The sequence below is a fragment of the Actinomyces israelii DSM 43320 genome (assembly GCF_000711965.1).
In the GTDB taxonomy this organism is placed as follows: Bacteria; Actinomycetota; Actinomycetes; order Actinomycetales; family Actinomycetaceae; genus Actinomyces; species Actinomyces israelii.
In genome coordinates this window covers 50,075-68,497 of the sequence record NZ_KL544004.1, presented here as the reverse complement: position 1 = coordinate 68,497, position 18,423 = coordinate 50,075, and the positions used below count along the sequence as shown (strand labels likewise).

Sequence of the window (18,423 nt, the reverse complement as noted above, 5' to 3'; positions counted from 1 at the left end):
GTACGGGCCGTCAGACCCGATGGGGCACGGCGGGAAATGCCGTCCATGGCGGGGCAGGCTGTCCGCCTAACACCCCATCGGAAAATGAGGACGGCCGAGCAGGACCGTGCCCAAGGAGAGGGGCGACGCAGGCACTGCCACTCAATCTGGGTGGTGGCCGGGGACCCGGGGCCAGGGCAGAGGAGACTGAGGCAGACGAGCGCCTTGCGCTCAGCGGAGGAGCCAGCAGGAAGCCCAAGCAGCTCAGATATAGTGTTCTACATCACTATATTTGGGTTTACTTCCTGGTCTACCGGCAGGACGCGGACATGCCCCCCGGACCCGCCCGGACCCTGGGCGCCGCGTGGTGGAGGGCCGTCGCAGCCCGCGCCCGTGACACCCTCGGCCCCGACCACATCACCATCGGCTACGCCGACGAGATCGACACCATCACAGGATCCCGAGACCGCACCCTAGACACAGCCATCACCCCCAGCACCATCACCAGCACAGCAAAAAAACCCAGCCACCCCGTATAAACGAGACGCTTACACGACGCTGCATCGTGCGCGTCAGCGGCACTCCCGCCGCCGACCACAGCACCCGCGTCCTGCGCCTGCGCCACCAGCTCACCGGGCGCTGACCCGGCGCTGAGGGAGCGTCGTGGACACGAGCATCCTCAGCGGGGCATAATAGCGGGGAGCCACCCGGCGCCCACCGGATGGCTCCCCAGAAACAGTCTGGGATGTTGACTCAACGACCCATCAGGGCGTTGATCAGAGCTGCAAGGGCCCAGATCAACGGCGGAACGGCTTCCAGTGCGGTCCGCCAGATCTGGGCCTTCTGCGCGCCCGTCATCCCCGTACGCGTCATCCCCTTACGGGAACGACGCTTCCGGCTTCTTGACGACATGCCCAGCCTCACCCCCTCTCGGTGCACTCCCCGGCAGAGCCGATGCTGTGTTGACCCGGGGTGCGCCGTGGAGGCGCTACCAGCATGCCACACCAGCCGCGCGCTGGGAGTGGGAGGGCAAAAAGAGCTGGGCGCGGTCCCAGCCCGTGCACACGACGGCACAAGCGCGCCAGCGCCAGGAGGCCCGGGGTGCCGCACGGTGGGCCGTGGGCCGGCCCTAGGGGGCCGGCCCACTCCCAGGTATCCCGTCTCGTGGGCCGCTCAGTCTAGCCCGCGGCCGGTTCCCGGGCGTCAAGGCACGCTCCGGGCCTCCGCCCTGGTCCCCGTCACGGCTCCTCCGTCGCCATGACGGGGACCACCGCGGCGCCCCTGCGCTCTTCGGCCATGACGGGGACCACCGCGGCGCCCCTGCGCTCTTCGGCCATGACGGGGACCGGCCGCAGGCTGGAGCGCCGGCCGCCCCCGAGGCGGGGGCCGCTGGCACGCACGCCGGCGATGACGACCAAGGAGTCAACATGGACAAGGACCCGCGGAAGATCCTCAAGGCGGCTAGGAGGGCCGGCTATGACGTCGAGACCACCCGCAAGGGCCACATCGTGGTCCGCCGCGACGGCACGACGATCACAACCTTCTCCGGCACCGCCTCCGACCGCCGCAGCCTGAGGAACGGCCTCGCCCCGCTGCGCCGCGACGGCTTCGAGTGGCCGCCCCGCCGATAAGTACACCCGACCAGGGGCGGAGGACCCAGCACCTCCGCCCCGGAAAGGGTGGGGCGCCCCGGGCTCACCGTCCTCTACCTCATAACTTGTCATAGGCAAATAGAAGGCACTATAATATTGGTGTACGCAAGATTTGAGGAGACTGCCATGGACCGCGCTGCAACGAGCTACACCGCAACCATCACGCTCAGACCCGCCATCGGCGTCGAGGAGGACGACGTGATCGACAGGTTCATGGAGGCCCTGACCGATTACCACCCCGCGGTCAGCCCCGCACCGGAGTCGCCGGGCGCGTGGGCGGTGACCACCACCTACCCGGCGGAGAGCCTGGGCCAGGCCGTCACCACCGCCCGTGCCCTCACCTCGCCCCTGGGCGCCCTCGAGGGCCTGGAGGTCATCACCACCGAGGCCTGGGACCGCCGGTCCGGGCTGCCGGCCGACGACGTCGAGCTCGTAGGCGTCACCGAGGCCGCCGGACGCCTCGGCCTGACCCCCCAGGCTGTGCGCGACCGGATCACTGCCGGCACCCTGCCCGGCAAGAAGATCGGCCGCAGCTGGGCCGTGCCCGCCACTGCTCTGCCCTGCTGAGCCGCGAGGATAAGGAGAGTCTCATGATGCTCATCATCACCACCATGCTCAGGAGCCTGGTGCCCTTGTTCGCGGCCACGGTCGTCCTCCTGGCCGGTCGCGTCTCCACGGTCAGCCAGGAGGGCGCAGTGGCTGGGTGCGCCGGTCTGTGCGTCGCGGTCGTTGTCCTCACGATCTGGGCTGCCATCCCCTACCGGCTCGCCGGGTTCCGGCTCCCCTGGGGCTTCATCGGCGCCTTTCTCCTGGCCCTTCTGGCAGGCGGAGCGTGCATGCTCCTCAGCCCCAGGCCCGCCAGCGGAGTCCTCGCAGGAGCAGTGCTCCTCAGCACCGCCTACACGGTTCTCGCCGTCGAGACCATCTTCATCATCCAGCAGGCCCGCCGGCGGCGGCCACCGCCCCGACCGCTGCTCCGATAGCCGGCGCGGCGGGTCCCTCCTGCCGGTCTTCTCCGTCACACTTGCATGTCCGGGCCGCGGGAGTCCCGCGGAGCCGGGGACGTGTACTGCCCGACCTGAGGGCCGGCGCCTGCCATCACCCGCCTCTGGCCGACAGCGGGCGGGGGCGGCGACGCTGACCGCTGGGCCTCGCCCGATTCAGGGGTGTAAGCCTCTCGACCCGGCTGAGCCGGCACGTGCTCCACCGGCCTGTCGCTGTCGGCCTGCTGGGCCCGGCCGCCCACGGCAGGGATCACCTGGTCCCGGCTGGTGTAGACGTCCTCGACCCCGTCAGGACGAGCGACGTAGAAACTGACGTCCCCGGCTCTGTCGCCGACGCGGGTGACGTGCAGGGTCTCCTCGCCCACGGGGACGGTGATGGTCCGTGCGGTGACCTCCAGCTGGGCCGGACGTTGCGGCAGGCTGCCCGCGACGGCCAGGGCGTCGCTGATCTGCTCGCGCGTCAGGGCCTGTTCCCACCCGCTTTCGGGCGCGAGGGGGCTTGTAGTCGGCTCGTCCTCGGTGAGGACGGTCACCGAGTCCTTCCCGATAAGGACGCGTGTCTCTGTCCCGGCGGCCTGCTCGAGCTCCTCAGCCAGGCGGCTGGTCTCCTCCAGGCCGCTCAGGCTCATCTGGCGGGTCTGCCCGGCCATGGGCGCGTCCGGCGGCCTCTCGTGCGTCTCCGGGACGGCCGGCGGCTCGCGCCGTGGACCGGCGGGCCCCGGTCGGGGGTCGCTGCCGACGAGCACCGGGGTAGTCCTGTCGGGCAGCGCGTTCTCAACTAGTGCCGTGAGCTCGCTGGTCGTCGCGCGGCGAGTCACCCCGTCCGGGGTGGAGACGCTCACGCCGCCGCCCGTGAGCGTCTCCACCCTGTAGTCCACGCCGTCGCCATGGATATCGACCAGTCGGGCGGAGTCGAAGCCGTCGCTGGTGACGTCGAGGGCTCGCACCTCCACATCCTTCTGAGCGAGCGCACTCTGCGCCCGAACCCACATCTCCAGCGCGGCCTTCTCCGTGGGCCCCCAAACATGGTTGTGGTCTCCTCCGCGATCCAGGCCGATCGCCTCACCGGGGGCATCGTGCTCCAGCCCGTGGCGGATGAGGGCGCTGTCCACCGCCCACCGAGCCTGTCCGGCGGTGACCTCGCGGGCCGCGACCGCCCGCTCGGCGTCGCTGAGTGGGCCGTTGTCGATCTGCTGTCCCGGCGCGACATCGTGGTAGTCCTTCACCAGCAGGACCTGCCCGTCCTCGCGCACCCCGACGGCCACGGGCTCGCGCGAGGTCGTCGGGGTGCGCGAGTACAAGGTACCTGTCCCTGCCGGGTAGTCGGGCTCGCTGAGCGTCTCGAGGATGGCGCGGACGTCTGCCGGGACCGCGACCTCCCGTCTGCCATACTCGTCGTACTCGACGCTCCTGTAGCTGATGCCCCTGCCCGGGGCGGCCGGATCGACATCGGTCATGGTTGCCTCCTTTGGTACCGCAGCTCCCTGTCAGGGCCACTGTCACGGATGTCTACGACCGGGGCGCGCACAGCATCCGGTATCGGAGCAGGAGAGGCGGTGCAGAGGGGTCTCGGCGATTCTCTCCAGGTCTTCTGGTTGCCTCTCCGCCCCGTGAGCCGCGCCCGGGGCGGACGAGCGCGTTGTGCGCGCGGGCTCCGGTCCCGTCAGCCTGTCCTGCGGGGCCTGCCCGGCTGGCGGGGTCTGGACCGCGCGGATGCGTGGGCGCTGTGCGGGCTCGTCGTCCTCGCGGTCTCAGACCTGGTCCTCATCCGTGTCCCTCCCGGCCTCCAGCTGTCTCGTCTCGGGCAGCCTGATGCTGTCGGGGTCGGGCAGAAGGCCGGGCTGGTCGATGGTGACCATGAGGAGCAGGCCGTCCTTGCTGCTGACCACGACGGCGCGGCCGGTCCCGGTGAGGAGGGCCGGCTCCTTGAGCGGTATCGGGATGGGATGCTCGATCCGAGGTCTGCGGACGAAGATGTTCAGGGCGGCGGTACCGGGGGAGCTTTTCCTGATGGCCCAGGTCACCAGTTGCCGTCGGCCTATCCTGCGGAGTCTGGCCGGCCGGCGGCGCGGACGAAGGGCGCGGCACAGCCGCTTGGCGCTGTCGCGCATCTGGCCGAGGGAGGTCAGCAGGGCGCGGTCCTCGCGGTCCCGCTCGCGCATCTGCTCGCAGCGGACCACGCTCCAGGGGCGGCGGGCGGGTGCCGCGGTGCCGTCGGGGCGGAGGCGCAGCCACCGGTCATCAGCCTCGATGTCGATGGCTCGGCCGTGCCGGCCCGCCAGGCTGACGAGGACGGCGTTGAGCTTCTCGTCGGGGACGACGCAGACCTCCTGGTCCTCCAGGGCGTCGACCACTCTCACCTGCACCTGCTGCTCGGTCCCAGCCCCCTCGGGCACGACCCGGTAGGCGGGAGTGACCGGGACCTCGGGGGCCGGCGTCGCCGGCCCCGTCTCGGCCGCCTTGCGCTTCCGGCTGTGAGTCCTCGTTCTTGGTCTCATTGTCTTCGTCCTTCGTCAGTCGTTTCCCGCCAGTCGCAGGTGCGGCTGGCTGTGCTTGCGGATGGCGGCCAGGCGGCGCCGGCCGGTGGAGGGCGAGCAGCCCATCCTCCTGGCGACCTGTGCGCCGGTGACGGTGGCCCCGACGGCCTCCTGGGCGCGCACCCAGGTCTCCAGGTCCTCCCAGGTGGTCACGCCGGCGTGCTCGCTGGCCGGCTCGTCGCCGGTGCCGGCTGTGGGTACCGCGGTGCTCTCGCTGCCGGTGACGGGGCCCGTAGCGGCCTCGGCGGCTGGCGGCTCAGGGGCCGGGACGCTGGGGGGCGCCGGTGCCGGGGCCGAGCCCGGCCTGGTGCCGTCGCGGGCGTCGGCCTGGGCGTTGCTGCCGGTCCTGGCGGTGGGTGGTTCCAGGAGCAGGACGGTCAGGTGCGTCATGGCCAGCAGGACGACGGGTGCGACCGCGGAGGCGGCGGCGCCTGCCAGGCCGTGGCCCGTGGCCACGGCGTGCACGCTGTTGGAGCCGACCGAGGTGAGCGCGCCGCCGGCCAGCAGCGCCCAGGCGTACCAGGTGGCCCGTGACCGCAGCTGCGACAGCCGCACGACCGCCAGCGTGGCCTCGATGATCAGCCCGTCGATGAGCAGCGGCCAGATCCATGCCAGGTCCTCGGGCATGCCCACGCGGACCGCCAGGTCGCGCAGGGCGGTGAATGACAGCACGAACCCTCCCAGACCGAGCAGCGCGGTCCCGACTACGGCCAGGCGCCCCGCCATGCGGCCCATGCGTCCTATCGCGCCCACACCGGCGCCGCCCATCAGGCGACCGTCCTGACGGCCGTCAGGACGGTCCTGGCCGCCGTGCGGGCCCTCCGGTCGGGCGGTCCCGGTCGCGGGTCACTGCTCATAGGTGCCTCCCAGGTCAGAAGTGCGGGCCCCGGGCGGGGTCCTTTCCTGTCTCACCTGCTCCTACGACCGGGGCGCGCACAGTCCCGCCCACCGGAGCCCGCACAGCCCCGCACCGGGTCGCGGATGGCGAGCCGGATCGCCTCCCGGGTCCCTGCCCCGCGGCCGTCCCCGAGGCAGGTCGCGCGTCCTCGAGCACGCCCGTCCCGGATGCCCTAGGACCCGGGAAAAGCCGCCCGGCTGCTCTTATCCGACCGAGAAGCGATAACAAGAGGCACATCTGGCACTGGGCAACGAGATTGCCGAAGTGTCGGGAGCCGGTGTGCGCGCCCCGGTCGTAGGAGCAGGTGAGACAGGAAAGGACCCAGCAGCAGAGGGAGCCAATAATGATACATGTCACTTGCATATGTTGTGGTGGTGTCTTCGAGGCGAGACGGCGGTCAAGGCGCTTCTGCTCGGCGGCCTGCCGTCGCCGGTGGAGGCAGGAGCACCGGGTGCCCTGCTCGGGGTGCGGGCGGGTGTTCACGCCGGCCCGCGCCTCGCAGCGGTACTGCTCGGCGGCCTGCCGGGACGGGGCTGCTCGCCGGCGCCGGTACGCGCGTGCGGCCGAGCGGGAGGGCCGGCAGGTGCGCGCCTACACGCGCGGCCGCGGACCGGGGGCGGTGGAGCCGGCGGCCTGCCCGGTGTGCGGGCGGGTGTTCACGCCGGCCCGCGCCTCGCAGCGGTACTGCTCGGCGTCCTGCCGGCGTGCGCGCGCCAACGCGGCGCGCACGCGCGCGGCCGCTCTGACGCCGAGCGCGCGGGCGTGCGAGGTGATCGCGCGCCTGCACGTGCCCGACGAGGACGGCCGGTGCGCGGAGTGCGCACGGGCGTGGCCGTGCGAGACGCGGCGCCTGGCCGAGATGACCAGCCGGGCGTGACCCGTGATCACCGTCAAGCGCCTCTACGACGCCGGTACCGGCGGCATCGTCGACTACCTGCTTGACTCCGTGGCGGACGGGCCCGAACCGGGCGTGCACGCCCGGTTCGAGGGCACCGCCTACTACACCGCTGCCGGTACCCCGGCCGGGCGGTGGGTGGGGTCAGGCCTTGCCGGCCTGGCCGAGGGCGAGGGCCTGGAGACGGGATCGGTGGTCAGCGCCGACCAGCTGCGCGCACTGATCGAGGCCGGTGAGGACCCTGTGAGCGGCCGCCCGCTGGGGCGGCGCTTCGCCGTGCACGTGAGCGCCGCTGACCGGGTGCGCGCGCTCGTGCGCACGCTGCCCGCTCACCTGAGCGCCGAGGAGCGCGCGGCGCGCGTCGAGCAGATCGAGCGGGAGGTCGCGCGCACCAGCCGCAGCCGGGCGGTGCACGGCTTCGACCTCACCTTCGCCCCGCCCAAGAGCGTGTCGGTGGTGTGGGCGCTGGGCGACGCCGGGGTGCGCGAGCAGGTGGAGGCGGCCCACCACGACGCGATCGCCCACGTGGTCGGGCTGATGGAGGCCCGTACCATCCGCACCCGGCAGGGCGCCGGCGGCGTGGTCCAGGCCGAGACCCGCGGCGTCGTCGCCGCCGCCTTCGACCACTGGGACTCCCGGGCCGGGGACCCGCACCTGCACACCCACCTGGTGGTCGCCAACCGGGTCCAGGGACCCGACGGGCGGTGGCGGACCCTGGACTCCCACGGGGCGCTCCTGCCCGCCCAGGTCGCCCTGAGCGAGGCCTACGACAGCCACCTCATGGACAGCCTCGCCGCGCGCCTGGGGGTGGACTGGTCGGTACGCTCCGTCTCGCGCACGGGCCGGGAGCACTGGGAGATCGACGGCGTGCCCGACCGCCTGCTGGAGGCCTTCTCCACCAGGCACGCCGACATCGAGGCCGTACGCGACCAGGTCGACGGGCCCGGCCACTGGCGGGCCGACGAGAGGGCCTGGCGGGAGACCCGCACGGCCAAGCAGCACCGGTCCCTGGCCGACCTGACCGCCGAGTGGCGCGCCCGCGCCAGCCGCGCCGCGGGTCCCGAGGCGCTGCGCGGCGTGCTCGGCCGGCCCCTGCCGGCCCCCGGCACCCTGGCAGGGGCCAGGGGCACGCGCACCCACCCCGTGCGCGCCGCCGACCTGGGGGACGGCGACGTCGAGCGCCTGGCCGCCGGGGTCCTGGAGGCCCTGACCGCCTCACGGCCGTCCTGGTCGGTGTGGAACGTGCGCGCCGAGGCCCAGCGAGTCTGCCGGCCCCTGCGCTTCGAGTCTCCCGCCCAACGCGACCAGGCCACCGAGGCGGTCGTCCGGGCCGCCGTCGCCTCCTGCGTGCGCGTCGACCACGCCCGGCGCGCCCACGCCCCCGCCCGGTACCGGCGGGCGGACGGGTCGAGCCGGTTCATCCCCGAGGGCTCGGAGATCTACACCGTCCAGGCGCTCATCGACGCCGAGGACGACCTGGTGCGACTGTCGGCGGACACCACAGCGCCCCGCCTGGACGGCATCGACCGCGGCCGGCCGGTGGCCGGCGGGCGACGGCTGAGCGACGACCAGGCCGAGGCGATCGAGGCCGTGGCCACCAGCGGCAGGCGCCTGGACCTCATGGTCGGGCCAGCCGGAGCGGGCAAGACCACCGCCCTGCGGGCCCTGGTCGAGGCCTGGCAGGCCCAGGGCGGGGCGGTGACGGCCCTGGCCCCCTCCTCGGCGGCCGCCGAGGTCCTGGGCGAGTCCCTGGGCGCCCGGGCCGACAACACCGCTATGTGGCTGACTCTGAGGCGCGCCGACGCCGAGAGGAGGACGATGGTCGACGCCCTGCGCGGCATCGACGCGCGGCTGGCCGCCGGAACCCGCCCGCGCGAGGTGCGCGACGACCTGGCCGCGGCCGACCCGGACACCTTCTCCGGCCTGGGCAGGCTCACGCGGCGCTCCACCGTGCGCGCCGCCATCGCCTCCCGCCTGGCCCGCCTGGAGGCCACCGACGACCGGGCGCCGCTGAGGGAGGGGGACCTGGTCATCATCGACGAGGCGTCCATGGCCGCCACCCTGCCCCTGCACGACATCGTCCGCCAGGCCGAGGCCGCCGGAGCCAAGGTCCTGGCCGTGGGCGACCCCGACCAGCTGAGCGCCGTGGAGGCCGGAGGCGCCTTCGGCATGCTGGTCGACCGCCGCGCCGACACGCCCGCCCTGAGGACGATCCACCGGTTCGACGACCAGTGGCAGGGGCCCGCCTCCCTGGCCCTGCGCGCCGGTGACCAGCGCGCCATCGGCATCTACGCCGGCGCCGGAGCCGTCAGCTCCGGCGGGATGGACGAGGTCCTGGACCAGGTCCACGCCGCCTGGCGGGCCGAGACCACCGCAGGCCAGGAGAGCCTGATGATCGCCGCCGACAACGCCACCGCCGCCGAGCTGGCCCGCCGGGCCCGCGCCGACCTGGTCGCCGACGGCGCCGTCGGCGGCAGGGAGGTCGCCCTGGCCGACGGCAACCGGGCCTCGGCCGGGGACACGGTGGTCACCCGCAGGAACGCCCGCCACCTGCGCTCCGGACGCCACTGGGCGCACAACGGCGCCACCTGGCGGGTCCAGGCCGCCACCGCCGACGGGGCCCTGCTGGTCACCCCCACCGCCGACCCCACCGCCCGGGCGATCCACCTGCCGGCCGCCTACGTCTCCCAGGACGTCGAGCTGGCCTACGCCACCACGATCCACCGCTCCCAGGGAAGGACCGTCGACCACGCCCACGTGGTGGTCGACCCCGCCGGGCTGGGCCGCCAGGGCCTCTACGTCGCCATGACCCGCGGCCGGGGCACGAACACCGCGCACGTGGTCACCGACACCGCCGACCAGGCCGACGACCTCGTCCCCCAGGCCCCCCGCAGCGTCGAGGAGCTCCTGGGGGACGTGCTGGCCCGCTCCACGGCGCCGCTGACCGCCCGCCGCGCCGCCAACCAGGCCGCCGAGCGGGCCGAGTCCATCGCGCAGCTGGCCGACGAGTACACCACCATCGCCGCCGGCCAGGCGGCGTGGGGGTGGGAGAACGCCCTGCCCGACCTCCTGCCCGAGCACGCCGACGCGCTCCTGGCCGACGCCTGGGCCGACGCCCTGGCCACCGAGCTCTCCCGCGCCGCGCGCACGGGGGTGGACGTGCCCGCCGTGCTGCCCGCCCTGGCCGCCCGGGTGCCGCTGGACGCCGAGCACCCGGCGGCCGACCTGGCGTCCCGCGTCGCGGCCGCACGCAGGAGGACCGCGGACAGGGGAGGCGGGCGCCTCGTCGTCGGCCTCATCCCCGCCGCCCCGCCGTGCGCGGACCCCGACACCTCCCGCGCCCTGGCCGAGCGCGAGGCGCTCATCACCTCCAGGGCCAGCAGGGTCCTCCACCAGGCGCTGCACGACGGGCAGCCGTGGGCCACAGCCCTCGGACGACCGCCGGCAGACCCCGCCGCCCGGTCCAGGTGGCTCCAGGAGGCGCGGACCGTGGCCGCCTACCGCGACCGGTGGGGCATGACCAGCCCGTCCGCAGGCCCCACCGGCAGGGACTACGACCTGGGGCTGGAGGACCCCCTCGGGGTACGCACCGGCCTGACCGACCGCGTCCAGGCCGAGGACCTGCGCCGCGCCTCCCGCGCCCTGGCCGCCGCCCAGCGGATCAGCAGCGGCCGGGCCCAGGACCCCGTCCGGCCCGCACGCCCGGCCCCTGGGCGTTCTTACCCTCGGCCGGACCGCGTCAGGGGGCCAGACCTGTAGCAAGCCGCGGGTGGGAGCCCATGGCTCGGCAGCCCTCGAGCAGGTCCGTCAGCGCCTGCGGCGGGCCGCCCTGCGCAGGGCTCAGGGTCCCGTCCGCGTCCAGGACCTCGCCCCAGGGCCGCTCCAGCACCAGGTACAGGCGCGCCCCGACCTGGGCGCGAGCCCACGGCAGGAGCCACACCTGCAGGTCATGGGCGTCTGCGGCGAGCAGCACGCGGCCGCCGGCGTCCACCACCGCCCTCCCGGTGCGGGCGACCAGCACGCCCCTGTCGCCGACGGCGGCCCGCCCGCCGGCCAGCTCAGCGCACGATCCGGCGGTGACCGCGGCCCGGCCGCCGGCCCGGACCCGGACCAGGTCCTGGGAGCGCCCCGCACGCTCGTCCGGCGCGGCACCGCCGCCCGCTCCCACCAGGGCCTCCCGCAGCAGGCCGTCACGGGAGGCGTCCCCGGCGCCGAGGCAGCGCAGGCAAGCCCCATACCGGCACGCCTCTACCGCGCGACGTCGGCGGGCCCGCCTGTCGGGCAGCCAGGCGAGCTCCAGGACGTCGCTGTGGCCGCAGGGCCACAGCACCGTGGCCCGCGACCAGCCCGGCTCGCGGGCGATCAGGCGCCCGCCGCCCGGACGGCCTCCCGCTGACGGTAGGCGGCCACCGCCTCCTCCTGACCGGCCCTCCACGTCTCAGAGCTCCTCCCGCCCTCATTGATGTCGGCCGCCCACGCCGGCGGCCGCGGCCTGACGTGGGTGGTCGGGCTGCACGCCTGCCCGGCGAAGTAGGCGTGCAGCTCCTCACGGATAAACGCGTAGTTCTGGTGCCAGCCGATGAGCGCCTCGCCGACCTGCGTCGGGTGGACCGCGATCAGGTAGCTGCGGTGCAGCGCGTCCAGGAGGCGGACCGCACCCTCGTGCCTCTCCCAGCACGGCGGGACGTCGAGCCGGTAGACGACGACGAGCCGGGCCACGAAGACCCGCAGCTCTTCCAGGGTCTTCACCCGCTCCGCGTCCCGCATGGCCCACCAGTCCACGGTGGGAGCGAACGGCGTGTCCTTCCCGTCTTCGTTACCACCGGGGCCGCCGCCACGGGCGATGAGGTCACCGTCAGTCATCTCATGCTCCTTCTCAGCTGGTCGACGATCGCCCTGGTCACCGCGTCCCGGTGGCCCGAGGCGATCAGGGCCTGCCAGGCCCTGGAGGCGTCGATGGCCCTGTGGAGGTCCTCGTGGCAGCCTCGGCACACCGCTATGAGGTCCTCGTGCCTCTCCGCACCCAGGTGCTCGTAGGACAGGTGGTGCAGGTCGCCGGCTGTCTCGCTCCAGGGGCGGTCGCACACGGCACAGACGATCGTCCCCAGCCTGACCGTCTCCTCGCGCACCCACCGGCGACGCCGGGCCCGCCACCCTGGTGAGCCCATCCACGCCGCGTACCGCGCTCCCGCGGCCAGGCGCCGTGCCGTGCGCAGCGGCCGCACGCGCCGGCGCAGCCCGCTCACGGCGCCCGCTCCGTGCCAGGAGAGGTGATCGCGTCCAGCCGCTCCTTGCGGAACCCCGCCCGCTCCCGGCCGCCGAGCACGACCACGGGCAGGTGCCGGGAGCCGATGCGTCCTGCAATCGTCTCGGCCTGGGCGGCCGCGGACTCGTCAGCGCTGACGTCACGCCAGATGAAGCCCACGCCCCGGGCGGCGAGAACGCACCTGGTGGCCAGGCAGGCCCCGCACCCGGGACGCCCGTAGACCACGACACCGGTGTCGGCCCCCACGACTACTCCTCGGCCTGGGCGGTCGTGGTCCCCGCGGTGCCCTGAGCCCTGCGCAGGGCGGCCCGCCGCAGGCGCTGACGGACCTGCTCGAGGCCTGCCGCGCCGCGGGCCAGTGGCCCGCTACAGATCCGGGCCCATGGCCTGCTCGGGAGCCGGGCGGGCGAGTCGAGCTCCTTGCCCTCGACGATGACGGCCGGCGCGGAGGCCTTGAGCACCAGGGCCTCACCCTTGGGCAGCTCGCGCACCTGGGCGCCAGTGAGGATCCGCTCCTCGTTGTCTGCCCAGGACGTCTGGCTGCTCCACATGTCGCGGCCGGTGGACACGGTCCTGCGCGGCACGTCGCGCTCCCCGACGGCGCCTGTCACCTCGCTGAGGGTCTCGGACCTGGTGGCGCCGCCCAGGATGATCTTGGTGGTCGCCGAGTCGAAGATCGCGTCCGACGCCTCCCTGCCCAGCCGGGCGGCGGCCTGGGCCCGCGACTGCTCGACGATGACCGTGGTGATGTTGCTGCCGCCGCCGGCTGACATCATCCTGGGCAGGGACGGGATGATCGCGATGTTGTGAATCTCGTCCAGGATCAGCCCCAGGGGCGGGGTCAGCCGGTTCCCCTCGGAGCTGTTGGCCAGGCGGTTGACAGTGGCGTAGATGTCCTCGACCATGGCCGCCACCAGCGGCGCGCTGGTCGCGGTGGCGTCGCCGACGATGTAGAGGGTGCCGCGGCGGCGGATGAAGTCGGCAATGTCGAGCTCCTCGCCCGGTGCCGGTGAGATGGCCTCGCGCACGGCCGGGTCCATCAGCGGCTCGCTGACGCAGGTGCGCACGGTCGCCCAGACGTTGTTGACCGTGCGTTCGTCGCCGTTCAGGGCGCCGGCGAGCTGGTCCGCCCAGCCGATGGCGGCCCGCGGGTGGTCGGCCAGGATGCTCACGGCCTCCTGGGCGTTGCTCGGCCTGCTGGCCCATCGGGCCAGGGCGTCCACGCCCAGGCCCGAGATCGCCGCCGCGTGCAGCATCGGTCCGAGCACCATGCGGGCCTGGGCGCTCCAGAAGCTGTCATCACCGGTGCCCTTGGTGCCGTTGGCGGCCAGGGCCCGTGCCCTGAGCATGGCGGTCTCGGTGTCCTCGCAGCCGCGCGACAGCGACCAGCGGATCGACGCGTCGCGCAGGACCTCCCCGGCCCGCCCGCCGACGTCGATGCCCGACGGGGCGAAGATCGCGACGGGCCCCACCGCGGCGCGGCGCAGTACGGTGCTGGCGGCGGTCTCGGCCCGCACCGACGTGGTCAGCACGGCGCCCGGGTACTCCACCACCATGGGGTCGACGAAGTACCGGCCCTTGCCGCCCCGGGAGGGCGCTGAGATGACGATCGAGTCCTCGACCGGCGCCCACACCCACATCCGGTGCGCCGTCCCGAGGCGCAGGCCCAGGTCGCGGGCCCGAGGCCGGGTCAGGTCCGGCCGCAGCCAGGTCATCTTCTCCACCGCGGCGGCGGAGAGGTGCCTGCGCACCTGGGCGGCGGTCGCCAGGCCCTCCTGCCTGCGGGCGCTGCCGTGACGCCGCTGCCGACGCCCGCCCCACCTGCACCAGGCCCACATCACTGCGAGCACCGCGGCGGCGACCAGGATCACCCACATGACCCAGAACAGGGGCCCGACCATCCCCGGGGCCCGCCACGCGGCCTCGGGCGAGCGGCCGGTCATGGTCCTCATCAGCCCGGTGGGCGCCGGAGCGCCCACCGTGCACCCGCTGATCGCGCACGCCCCGCCGGCGGCGAGCCTGGCCGTCCCGCTCAGGCCCACGATGAGGCCCACCGCCGCCAGGACGACGCCGGCACCCGTGTCGTCCCCCTTCACCATGCTCATGCCCGGCCTCCCATCCCGCTGTCGGTGTCGGTCACGCTCGTCTCCCAGGCCGTGCGCTGATGCGCCACCAGGAAGGCCCGCTCGCCCACCAGCCACAGGCCCGACCCGACGGCCAGGCTGCCGACCGCCTCCATGCCGGTCTCGCTCATGCCGAGGCTGCGCGCAGCGGCCTCGAGCTGATCGGACTCCTGCCGGTAGACGATCCTGGTGGAGGTGTCGGCCAGGAGCCCCTCGGCCACGGCCCGCTCGCGCGAGCCCGCGGCCCCCACCGCGTCCAGGTCGGACAGGCGGTGGATGACCAGGACGTTGGAGGTCCCCCACGCCCTGGTGAGCTTGAACTGGTCCCGCATGCGGTCCAGCAGGCCTGGCAGGGACATGAGCCTGTGGGCCTCCTCGTAGATGATGTACCGCTGCCCCAGGTCGGCGGCCCTGAGAGCCGCCTCCATCCACGAGCCCGTGCAGGCCATGATCAGAGGCAGTGCCTCCGACCCCTGCGAGATGTTCCTCAGGTCCACGCTCATCATGGGGGCGGCGGGGTCGAAGGCAGCGGTCGAGGGGCCGTCGAACATGCCGCCCAGGTCGCCCTTGACCAGCCGTCGCAGGGCCAGGCCCGTGGGCCGCCCCATGTCGGCCAGGTGATCGACGTCCCGCGTACCCATGGGCAGGCCCGCGGCCTGGGAGGGCTCGAGCAGCTCCTCGACGACTGTCGGCATGATCGGTACGCCGCCACGGGCGACGGTCGCCTCCACCGCGGTCTCCAGCGCCGTGTGGTCGTCCTGGTCCAGCGGCCGCTCCAGGAGCGCTGAGGCCAGGGCGCTCAGCAGGCTGTGCCGCTGACGGGCGACCATCCATGCCCACTGCTCGTCGTCCACGGCACGGCCGTCCAGGTCACGCTCCGGGCGCCGTCCGGCGTCCAGAGGATTCAGACGGGCGTCGCTGGCGCCGCCCACGCTGATGACCGTGCCGCCGGCGGCGCGGACCACCTCCGACCACTCGCCCTTGACGTCACCAGGGATGAAGGTCCGCCGCCCGAAGGCGGCCGACCTCAGCGCCAGGCACTTCATCAGCGCCGACTTCCCCGACCCGATCGACCCCGACACCGTGATGTTGGGGTTGGAGATCACCCTCCGCTGATAGAGCCCGAAAGGATCAAAGACGAACGCGGTGCGCGAGAGCTTGTCCTGCCCGACAAGGACACCCTCCCCACCGAGCCCCTCCTCGGCCAGGAAAGGGTACTGGCAGCGCAGCACCCTCGTGGTGGCGCGCTCCGTGCGGACGTGGGTGGCGAGCACCGCCCTGCCCGTACGCGGGCCCGGCTCCCCCTCCGGAGGCAGGTAGTCCCCGGCCCAGATCGCCTTCTGGGCGGCGCGCAGGGCGCGCTCCCGCTCCCTGCGCGCCCGCTCGAGCTCCTTGCGGCGCCTCCTCTCGGCCCTGACAGCGGCCCGGGCCTCGGCGCGGGTGCGCTCACCGGTCACGAGCGTCTCGACACGGCTCACGCTCATCACCGCACCCCCAGCCCCAGGGGCAGCGCGGCGGCGTCGAAGGTCTCGTCCTGCTGGGCCACCAGCGTGCGGCAGGCGCACTTGGCCCGCCTCACCGCTGACCGAACGTCCTCGACAGCGCGGTCGAGCTCCTTCCTGGTCGGAGCCGACACGCTGATGAGGGTCGCGTGATCCATGTCGATCCACCCGTCGTCCAGGTCCGCCAGGTGCCGCTCCGCCTGAGCCCGCTCTCGCCGGTTGATGATCGTGTCCCGGCGTCCGACCTTGTGGCGGTCCCGTCTGGCCTCAGCCTCCTGGGTATCGGCTCGCTGCGCGTCCTTAATGGCCCGGTCGGCCGCGATCGGCTTGTAGATGATCGAGGTCGACATCTTCACCCCCGGCAGGAGTACCAGGGAGGACAGGAAGCCGGCCTGGGCGCGGACCCGCGGCCACCGGGTGATCTGGAGGACCTTGTGCCACCCCGAGTCGGTCCGCATCGACGTCCACCCCCCGTCCACCGCCATCGGGCCGGCATCGGCCAGGTCATCGGCCTCCTCGGGATGCTGCTGAAGGCGCACCGCCACACCGGGGTCGTAGGCGCCGCGGATGATGACCGCCAGCTCGCTCGGACTCACCCAGCCGCGCAGCGTCAGCCCGGCGTCGTGCAGGTGGTCCTCCACCAGCCGCATCCGCTGCCGCATCACGGCCGCCCCGCCCCTCAGGCCCCCGCCGTAGCTCTTCACGGCCTGCTTGACCCTCTCCAGGTCGAGCACCACCGTGATCGACGACTCGTGGTTCTCAGTCTCCATGGCCGACTGCTGCAGCAGGGTCTCGTAGTTGGTGCGCACCACCGCCCCCTGCGGCGCCTTGTCGTCCCACTGCTCCCAGTGGGACCGCACGCCCACCCCCGAGTCCGCCATCGACCGCTCCAGGACCTGGAGGCGGATGACCCCGTCGGCCTCGCCCACCGCCGAGCACAGTCCAGCGAACCCGTCCGCCTTCGCAGTCTGCTCGATACCGTCGGACATCATGAACTGCCCGTGGGCGACCAGGCACGTCGCCGCCAGCGTCCGCTTGTGCGGATCATGGACCAGGGCCGTCCCCGTGCGCTCATCGACCACCAGCCGCAGACGCGCCCGCGACCCCGGCAGCGCCAGGGTCCCCGCCGGGCGGGTGCGGAACACCGGCCGCCGGTACTGGTGCTGCCCGGTCGCCCTGCGCGCGGCGTACGACACCCCCACCGGCACCCAGTCGATGAGCCTGCCACCGACTGTGCCCATCGGCACCAGCCCCAGCACCAGCAGCAGCCCCCACACCGGCAGCGTCACCGCCAGACCCGTCACGGACCCCGACACCGGCAGCGAGAACACCGCGATCCCCGCCCCCAGGAGCACACAGCCCATCGCCGCCCCGGACAGCCCCAGGACCACGCCCCGCGAGGACCGCCGGGGGAACACCTCCCCCTGCGCTCCTGCTCCCGCACCGCCCCGGCTGTCAGACACTGGAGGCCCCCAGGCCCGCAGCCCACTTCACGAACGCTGACGCCCCACCGACCACGAACGCCGCGATGATGCTGATGACCACCCCGGCCTTCCCGGCGTGGCTCGCCCTCCCGTGGTCCCAGAAATACCCGGCGGCCCACACCAGGCCCGAGATCGCCATGACCGCTACCAAGCACGTCAGGACGATCGCCACCGTCGAGTTGACAAGAGCTCCCAGCGTCCCCATGAATGGCAGATAGGTCCAGTCCGGCCTGACACCCGGGTCATAGCCGGACCCGTCCGCCGGCACGAGCAGTGCCGCGGCGGCGAGCGCACGGTTCTTCACAGCCTCGATCTTCACGATCATCTCCGTCTCCTCACGAGAGCCCCACGGCCCTCCTTACCCGTGTCTACGACCGGGGCGCGCACACCCCGTCCCCTGCCTCCTCGGCTCACGCCGAGAGTGTGTGGATGATCCAGTCGATCATGCGGGGCACCACCGGGATGCAGAACGCGCTCAGGATCGACACCCCGACACCGACCTTTCCGGCGGCCGAGATCCCGGGCATGCCCGCCACCCGGCCGCCGGCCCACGCCAGGGCCGACAGGACCAGGCCCGCCACGCACGCCAGCAGCGTGACCGCCTCCACTGCGCCCAGGAAGCTGACGAAGTCCGCGATCGCAGCCCACATATCAGTGTCAGGTGTCACAAAACGCATCGTTATGCCTCCTCCCACCCTGAGGACGACTCCTCGTCCATGAAGGCCTCGGGGCCGTCGTGACCGGTCGGGCCACCGGGACCACCACGACCGCCTTCAGAGCCGTTGGAGCCTTCCTCGTAGTCGTAGTAGTTGTAGTCGGGGTAGCCGCTCGACGAGGATGACGGCACGGGCCCGCCGCTGTCCGGTGACACCGCCGTGGGAACGGTCGCGGCCGTCGGAGCAGCCGACGCTGCTGGGCCCCCGTCGCCGGGCCCGCCAGCGCTGTTCGGCGACGCTGCCGTCGGAGCCGTCGCAGCAGTGGCACCGCCGGCCGCCGACGTGGGGCCGCCTCCGGCCGGCGGTCCAGAAGCACCACTGCCGCTGCCACCCGGTGACGCCGCCGTCGGAGCGTCACCAGCCGAGT

Annotated in this window: 20 protein-coding genes; 6 read left to right on the top strand and 14 right to left on the bottom strand. The window is 73.4% G+C overall.

Annotated elements, in window-relative coordinates:
* The first annotated feature begins 308 nt into the window (after window positions 1–308).
* Window positions 309–518, top strand: coding sequence for a hypothetical protein (locus tag O145_RS16060; RefSeq protein ID WP_043564804.1), 210 nt, complete (start codon window positions 309–311; stop codon window positions 516–518).
* Between the two features lie 699 nt (window positions 519–1,217).
* On the opposite strand, the gene O145_RS16055 is transcribed toward O145_RS16060, so the two are convergent.
* Complete coding sequence (locus tag O145_RS16055) at window positions 1,218–1,397, bottom strand: hypothetical protein (protein ID WP_043564803.1); 180 nt, start codon at window positions 1,395–1,397, stop codon at window positions 1,218–1,220.
* A gap of 9 nt (window positions 1,398–1,406) precedes the next feature.
* On the opposite strand from O145_RS16055, the gene O145_RS16050 reads away from it, so the two are divergent.
* The 3 genes from O145_RS16050 (at window position 1,407) to O145_RS16040 (ending at window position 2,614) form a co-directional block, all read left to right on the top strand.
* Window positions 1,407–1,610, top strand: coding sequence for a hypothetical protein (locus O145_RS16050; RefSeq protein ID WP_043564801.1), 204 nt, complete (start codon window positions 1,407–1,409; stop codon window positions 1,608–1,610).
* A gap of 147 nt (window positions 1,611–1,757) precedes the next feature.
* Window positions 1,758–2,198: a helix-turn-helix domain-containing protein gene (locus O145_RS16045; RefSeq protein WP_043564799.1), complete on the top strand. Its 441-nt coding sequence runs from the start codon at window positions 1,758–1,760 to the stop codon at window positions 2,196–2,198.
* Between the two features lie 23 nt (window positions 2,199–2,221).
* The gene (locus tag O145_RS16040; RefSeq protein WP_043564797.1) at window positions 2,222–2,614 is read left to right on the top strand and encodes a hypothetical protein; all 393 of its coding nucleotides are present in this window, start codon (window positions 2,222–2,224) and stop codon (window positions 2,612–2,614) included.
* A 35-nt stretch (window positions 2,615–2,649) separates the two neighbouring features.
* Here the strand turns inward: O145_RS16040 and O145_RS16035 are convergent, their stop codons facing one another.
* The 3 genes from O145_RS16035 to O145_RS16805 all read right to left on the bottom strand — a co-directional run bounded on the left by O145_RS16035 (window position 2,650) and on the right by O145_RS16805 (window position 5,907).
* Entirely contained in the window at window positions 2,650–4,092 is a 1,443-nt protein-coding gene (locus O145_RS16035; RefSeq protein ID WP_043564796.1) for a hypothetical protein, read from the bottom strand.
* A gap of 294 nt (window positions 4,093–4,386) precedes the next feature.
* Window positions 4,387–5,133, bottom strand: a complete 747-nt coding sequence (locus O145_RS16030) for a hypothetical protein (RefSeq protein ID WP_043564794.1) — start codon at window positions 5,131–5,133, stop codon at window positions 4,387–4,389.
* A gap of 15 nt (window positions 5,134–5,148) precedes the next feature.
* The gene (locus tag O145_RS16805) at window positions 5,149–5,907 is read right to left on the bottom strand and encodes a DUF2637 domain-containing protein (RefSeq protein WP_229118643.1); all 759 of its coding nucleotides are present in this window, start codon (window positions 5,905–5,907) and stop codon (window positions 5,149–5,151) included.
* 614 nt (window positions 5,908–6,521) lie between these two features.
* Between O145_RS16805 and O145_RS16020 the strand changes: the two genes are divergently transcribed.
* Both O145_RS16020 and mobF read left to right on the top strand, forming a co-directional pair.
* Window positions 6,522–6,947 (top strand): hypothetical protein, encoded by a 426-nt coding sequence (locus O145_RS16020; RefSeq protein WP_156966845.1) that lies wholly within the window; start codon window positions 6,522–6,524, stop codon window positions 6,945–6,947.
* Window positions 6,948–6,950: 3 nt separating this feature from the next.
* The gene (mobF, locus tag O145_RS16015; RefSeq protein WP_052375322.1) at window positions 6,951–10,724 is read left to right on the top strand and encodes a MobF family relaxase; all 3,774 of its coding nucleotides are present in this window, start codon (window positions 6,951–6,953) and stop codon (window positions 10,722–10,724) included.
* Here mobF and O145_RS16010 read toward each other — a convergent pair.
* The 10 genes from O145_RS16010 to O145_RS18815 all read right to left on the bottom strand — a co-directional run bounded on the left by O145_RS16010 (window position 10,705) and on the right by O145_RS18815 (window position 18,211).
* Window positions 10,705–11,295 (bottom strand): hypothetical protein, encoded by a 591-nt coding sequence (locus O145_RS16010; protein WP_043564790.1) that lies wholly within the window; start codon window positions 11,293–11,295, stop codon window positions 10,705–10,707. The genes mobF and O145_RS16010 overlap by 20 nt on opposite strands.
* 32 nt (window positions 11,296–11,327) lie before the next feature.
* Window positions 11,328–11,828, bottom strand: coding sequence for a hypothetical protein (locus O145_RS16800; protein WP_052375320.1), 501 nt, complete (start codon window positions 11,826–11,828; stop codon window positions 11,328–11,330).
* Complete coding sequence (locus O145_RS16000; protein ID WP_043564788.1) at window positions 11,825–12,211, bottom strand: hypothetical protein; 387 nt, start codon at window positions 12,209–12,211, stop codon at window positions 11,825–11,827. Before O145_RS16000 ends, O145_RS16800 begins: the two co-directional genes overlap by 4 nt.
* The gene (locus O145_RS15995) at window positions 12,208–12,477 is read right to left on the bottom strand and encodes a glutaredoxin family protein (RefSeq protein ID WP_052375318.1); all 270 of its coding nucleotides are present in this window, start codon (window positions 12,475–12,477) and stop codon (window positions 12,208–12,210) included. Before O145_RS15995 ends, O145_RS16000 begins: the two co-directional genes overlap by 4 nt.
* Before the next feature lie 2 nt (window positions 12,478–12,479).
* Window positions 12,480–14,336 carry a type IV secretory system conjugative DNA transfer family protein gene (locus tag O145_RS15990; protein ID WP_084682691.1) on the bottom strand — a complete coding sequence of 619 codons (1,857 nt, stop codon included), beginning with the start codon at window positions 14,334–14,336 and terminating at the stop codon, window positions 12,480–12,482.
* Window positions 14,333–15,832, bottom strand: coding sequence for an ATP-binding protein (locus O145_RS15985; RefSeq protein ID WP_043564878.1), 1,500 nt, complete (start codon window positions 15,830–15,832; stop codon window positions 14,333–14,335). The genes O145_RS15990 and O145_RS15985 overlap by 4 nt, the downstream gene beginning before the upstream one ends.
* 5 nt (window positions 15,833–15,837) lie before the next feature.
* On the bottom strand, window positions 15,838–17,274 hold the full coding sequence (locus tag O145_RS15980; protein WP_043564786.1) for an SCO6880 family protein: 1,437 nt from the start codon (window positions 17,272–17,274) through the stop codon (window positions 15,838–15,840).
* A gap of 37 nt (window positions 17,275–17,311) precedes the next feature.
* The gene (locus O145_RS15975; protein ID WP_043564784.1) at window positions 17,312–17,665 is read right to left on the bottom strand and encodes a DUF6112 family protein; all 354 of its coding nucleotides are present in this window, start codon (window positions 17,663–17,665) and stop codon (window positions 17,312–17,314) included.
* Window positions 17,666–17,750: 85 nt separating this feature from the next.
* On the bottom strand, window positions 17,751–18,008 hold the full coding sequence (locus O145_RS15970; protein WP_156966844.1) for a hypothetical protein: 258 nt from the start codon (window positions 18,006–18,008) through the stop codon (window positions 17,751–17,753).
* An 11-nt stretch (window positions 18,009–18,019) separates the two neighbouring features.
* Window positions 18,020–18,211 carry a hypothetical protein gene (locus O145_RS18815; RefSeq protein WP_169740389.1) on the bottom strand — a complete coding sequence of 64 codons (192 nt, stop codon included), beginning with the start codon at window positions 18,209–18,211 and terminating at the stop codon, window positions 18,020–18,022.
* Between the last annotated feature and the right edge of the window lie 212 nt (window positions 18,212–18,423).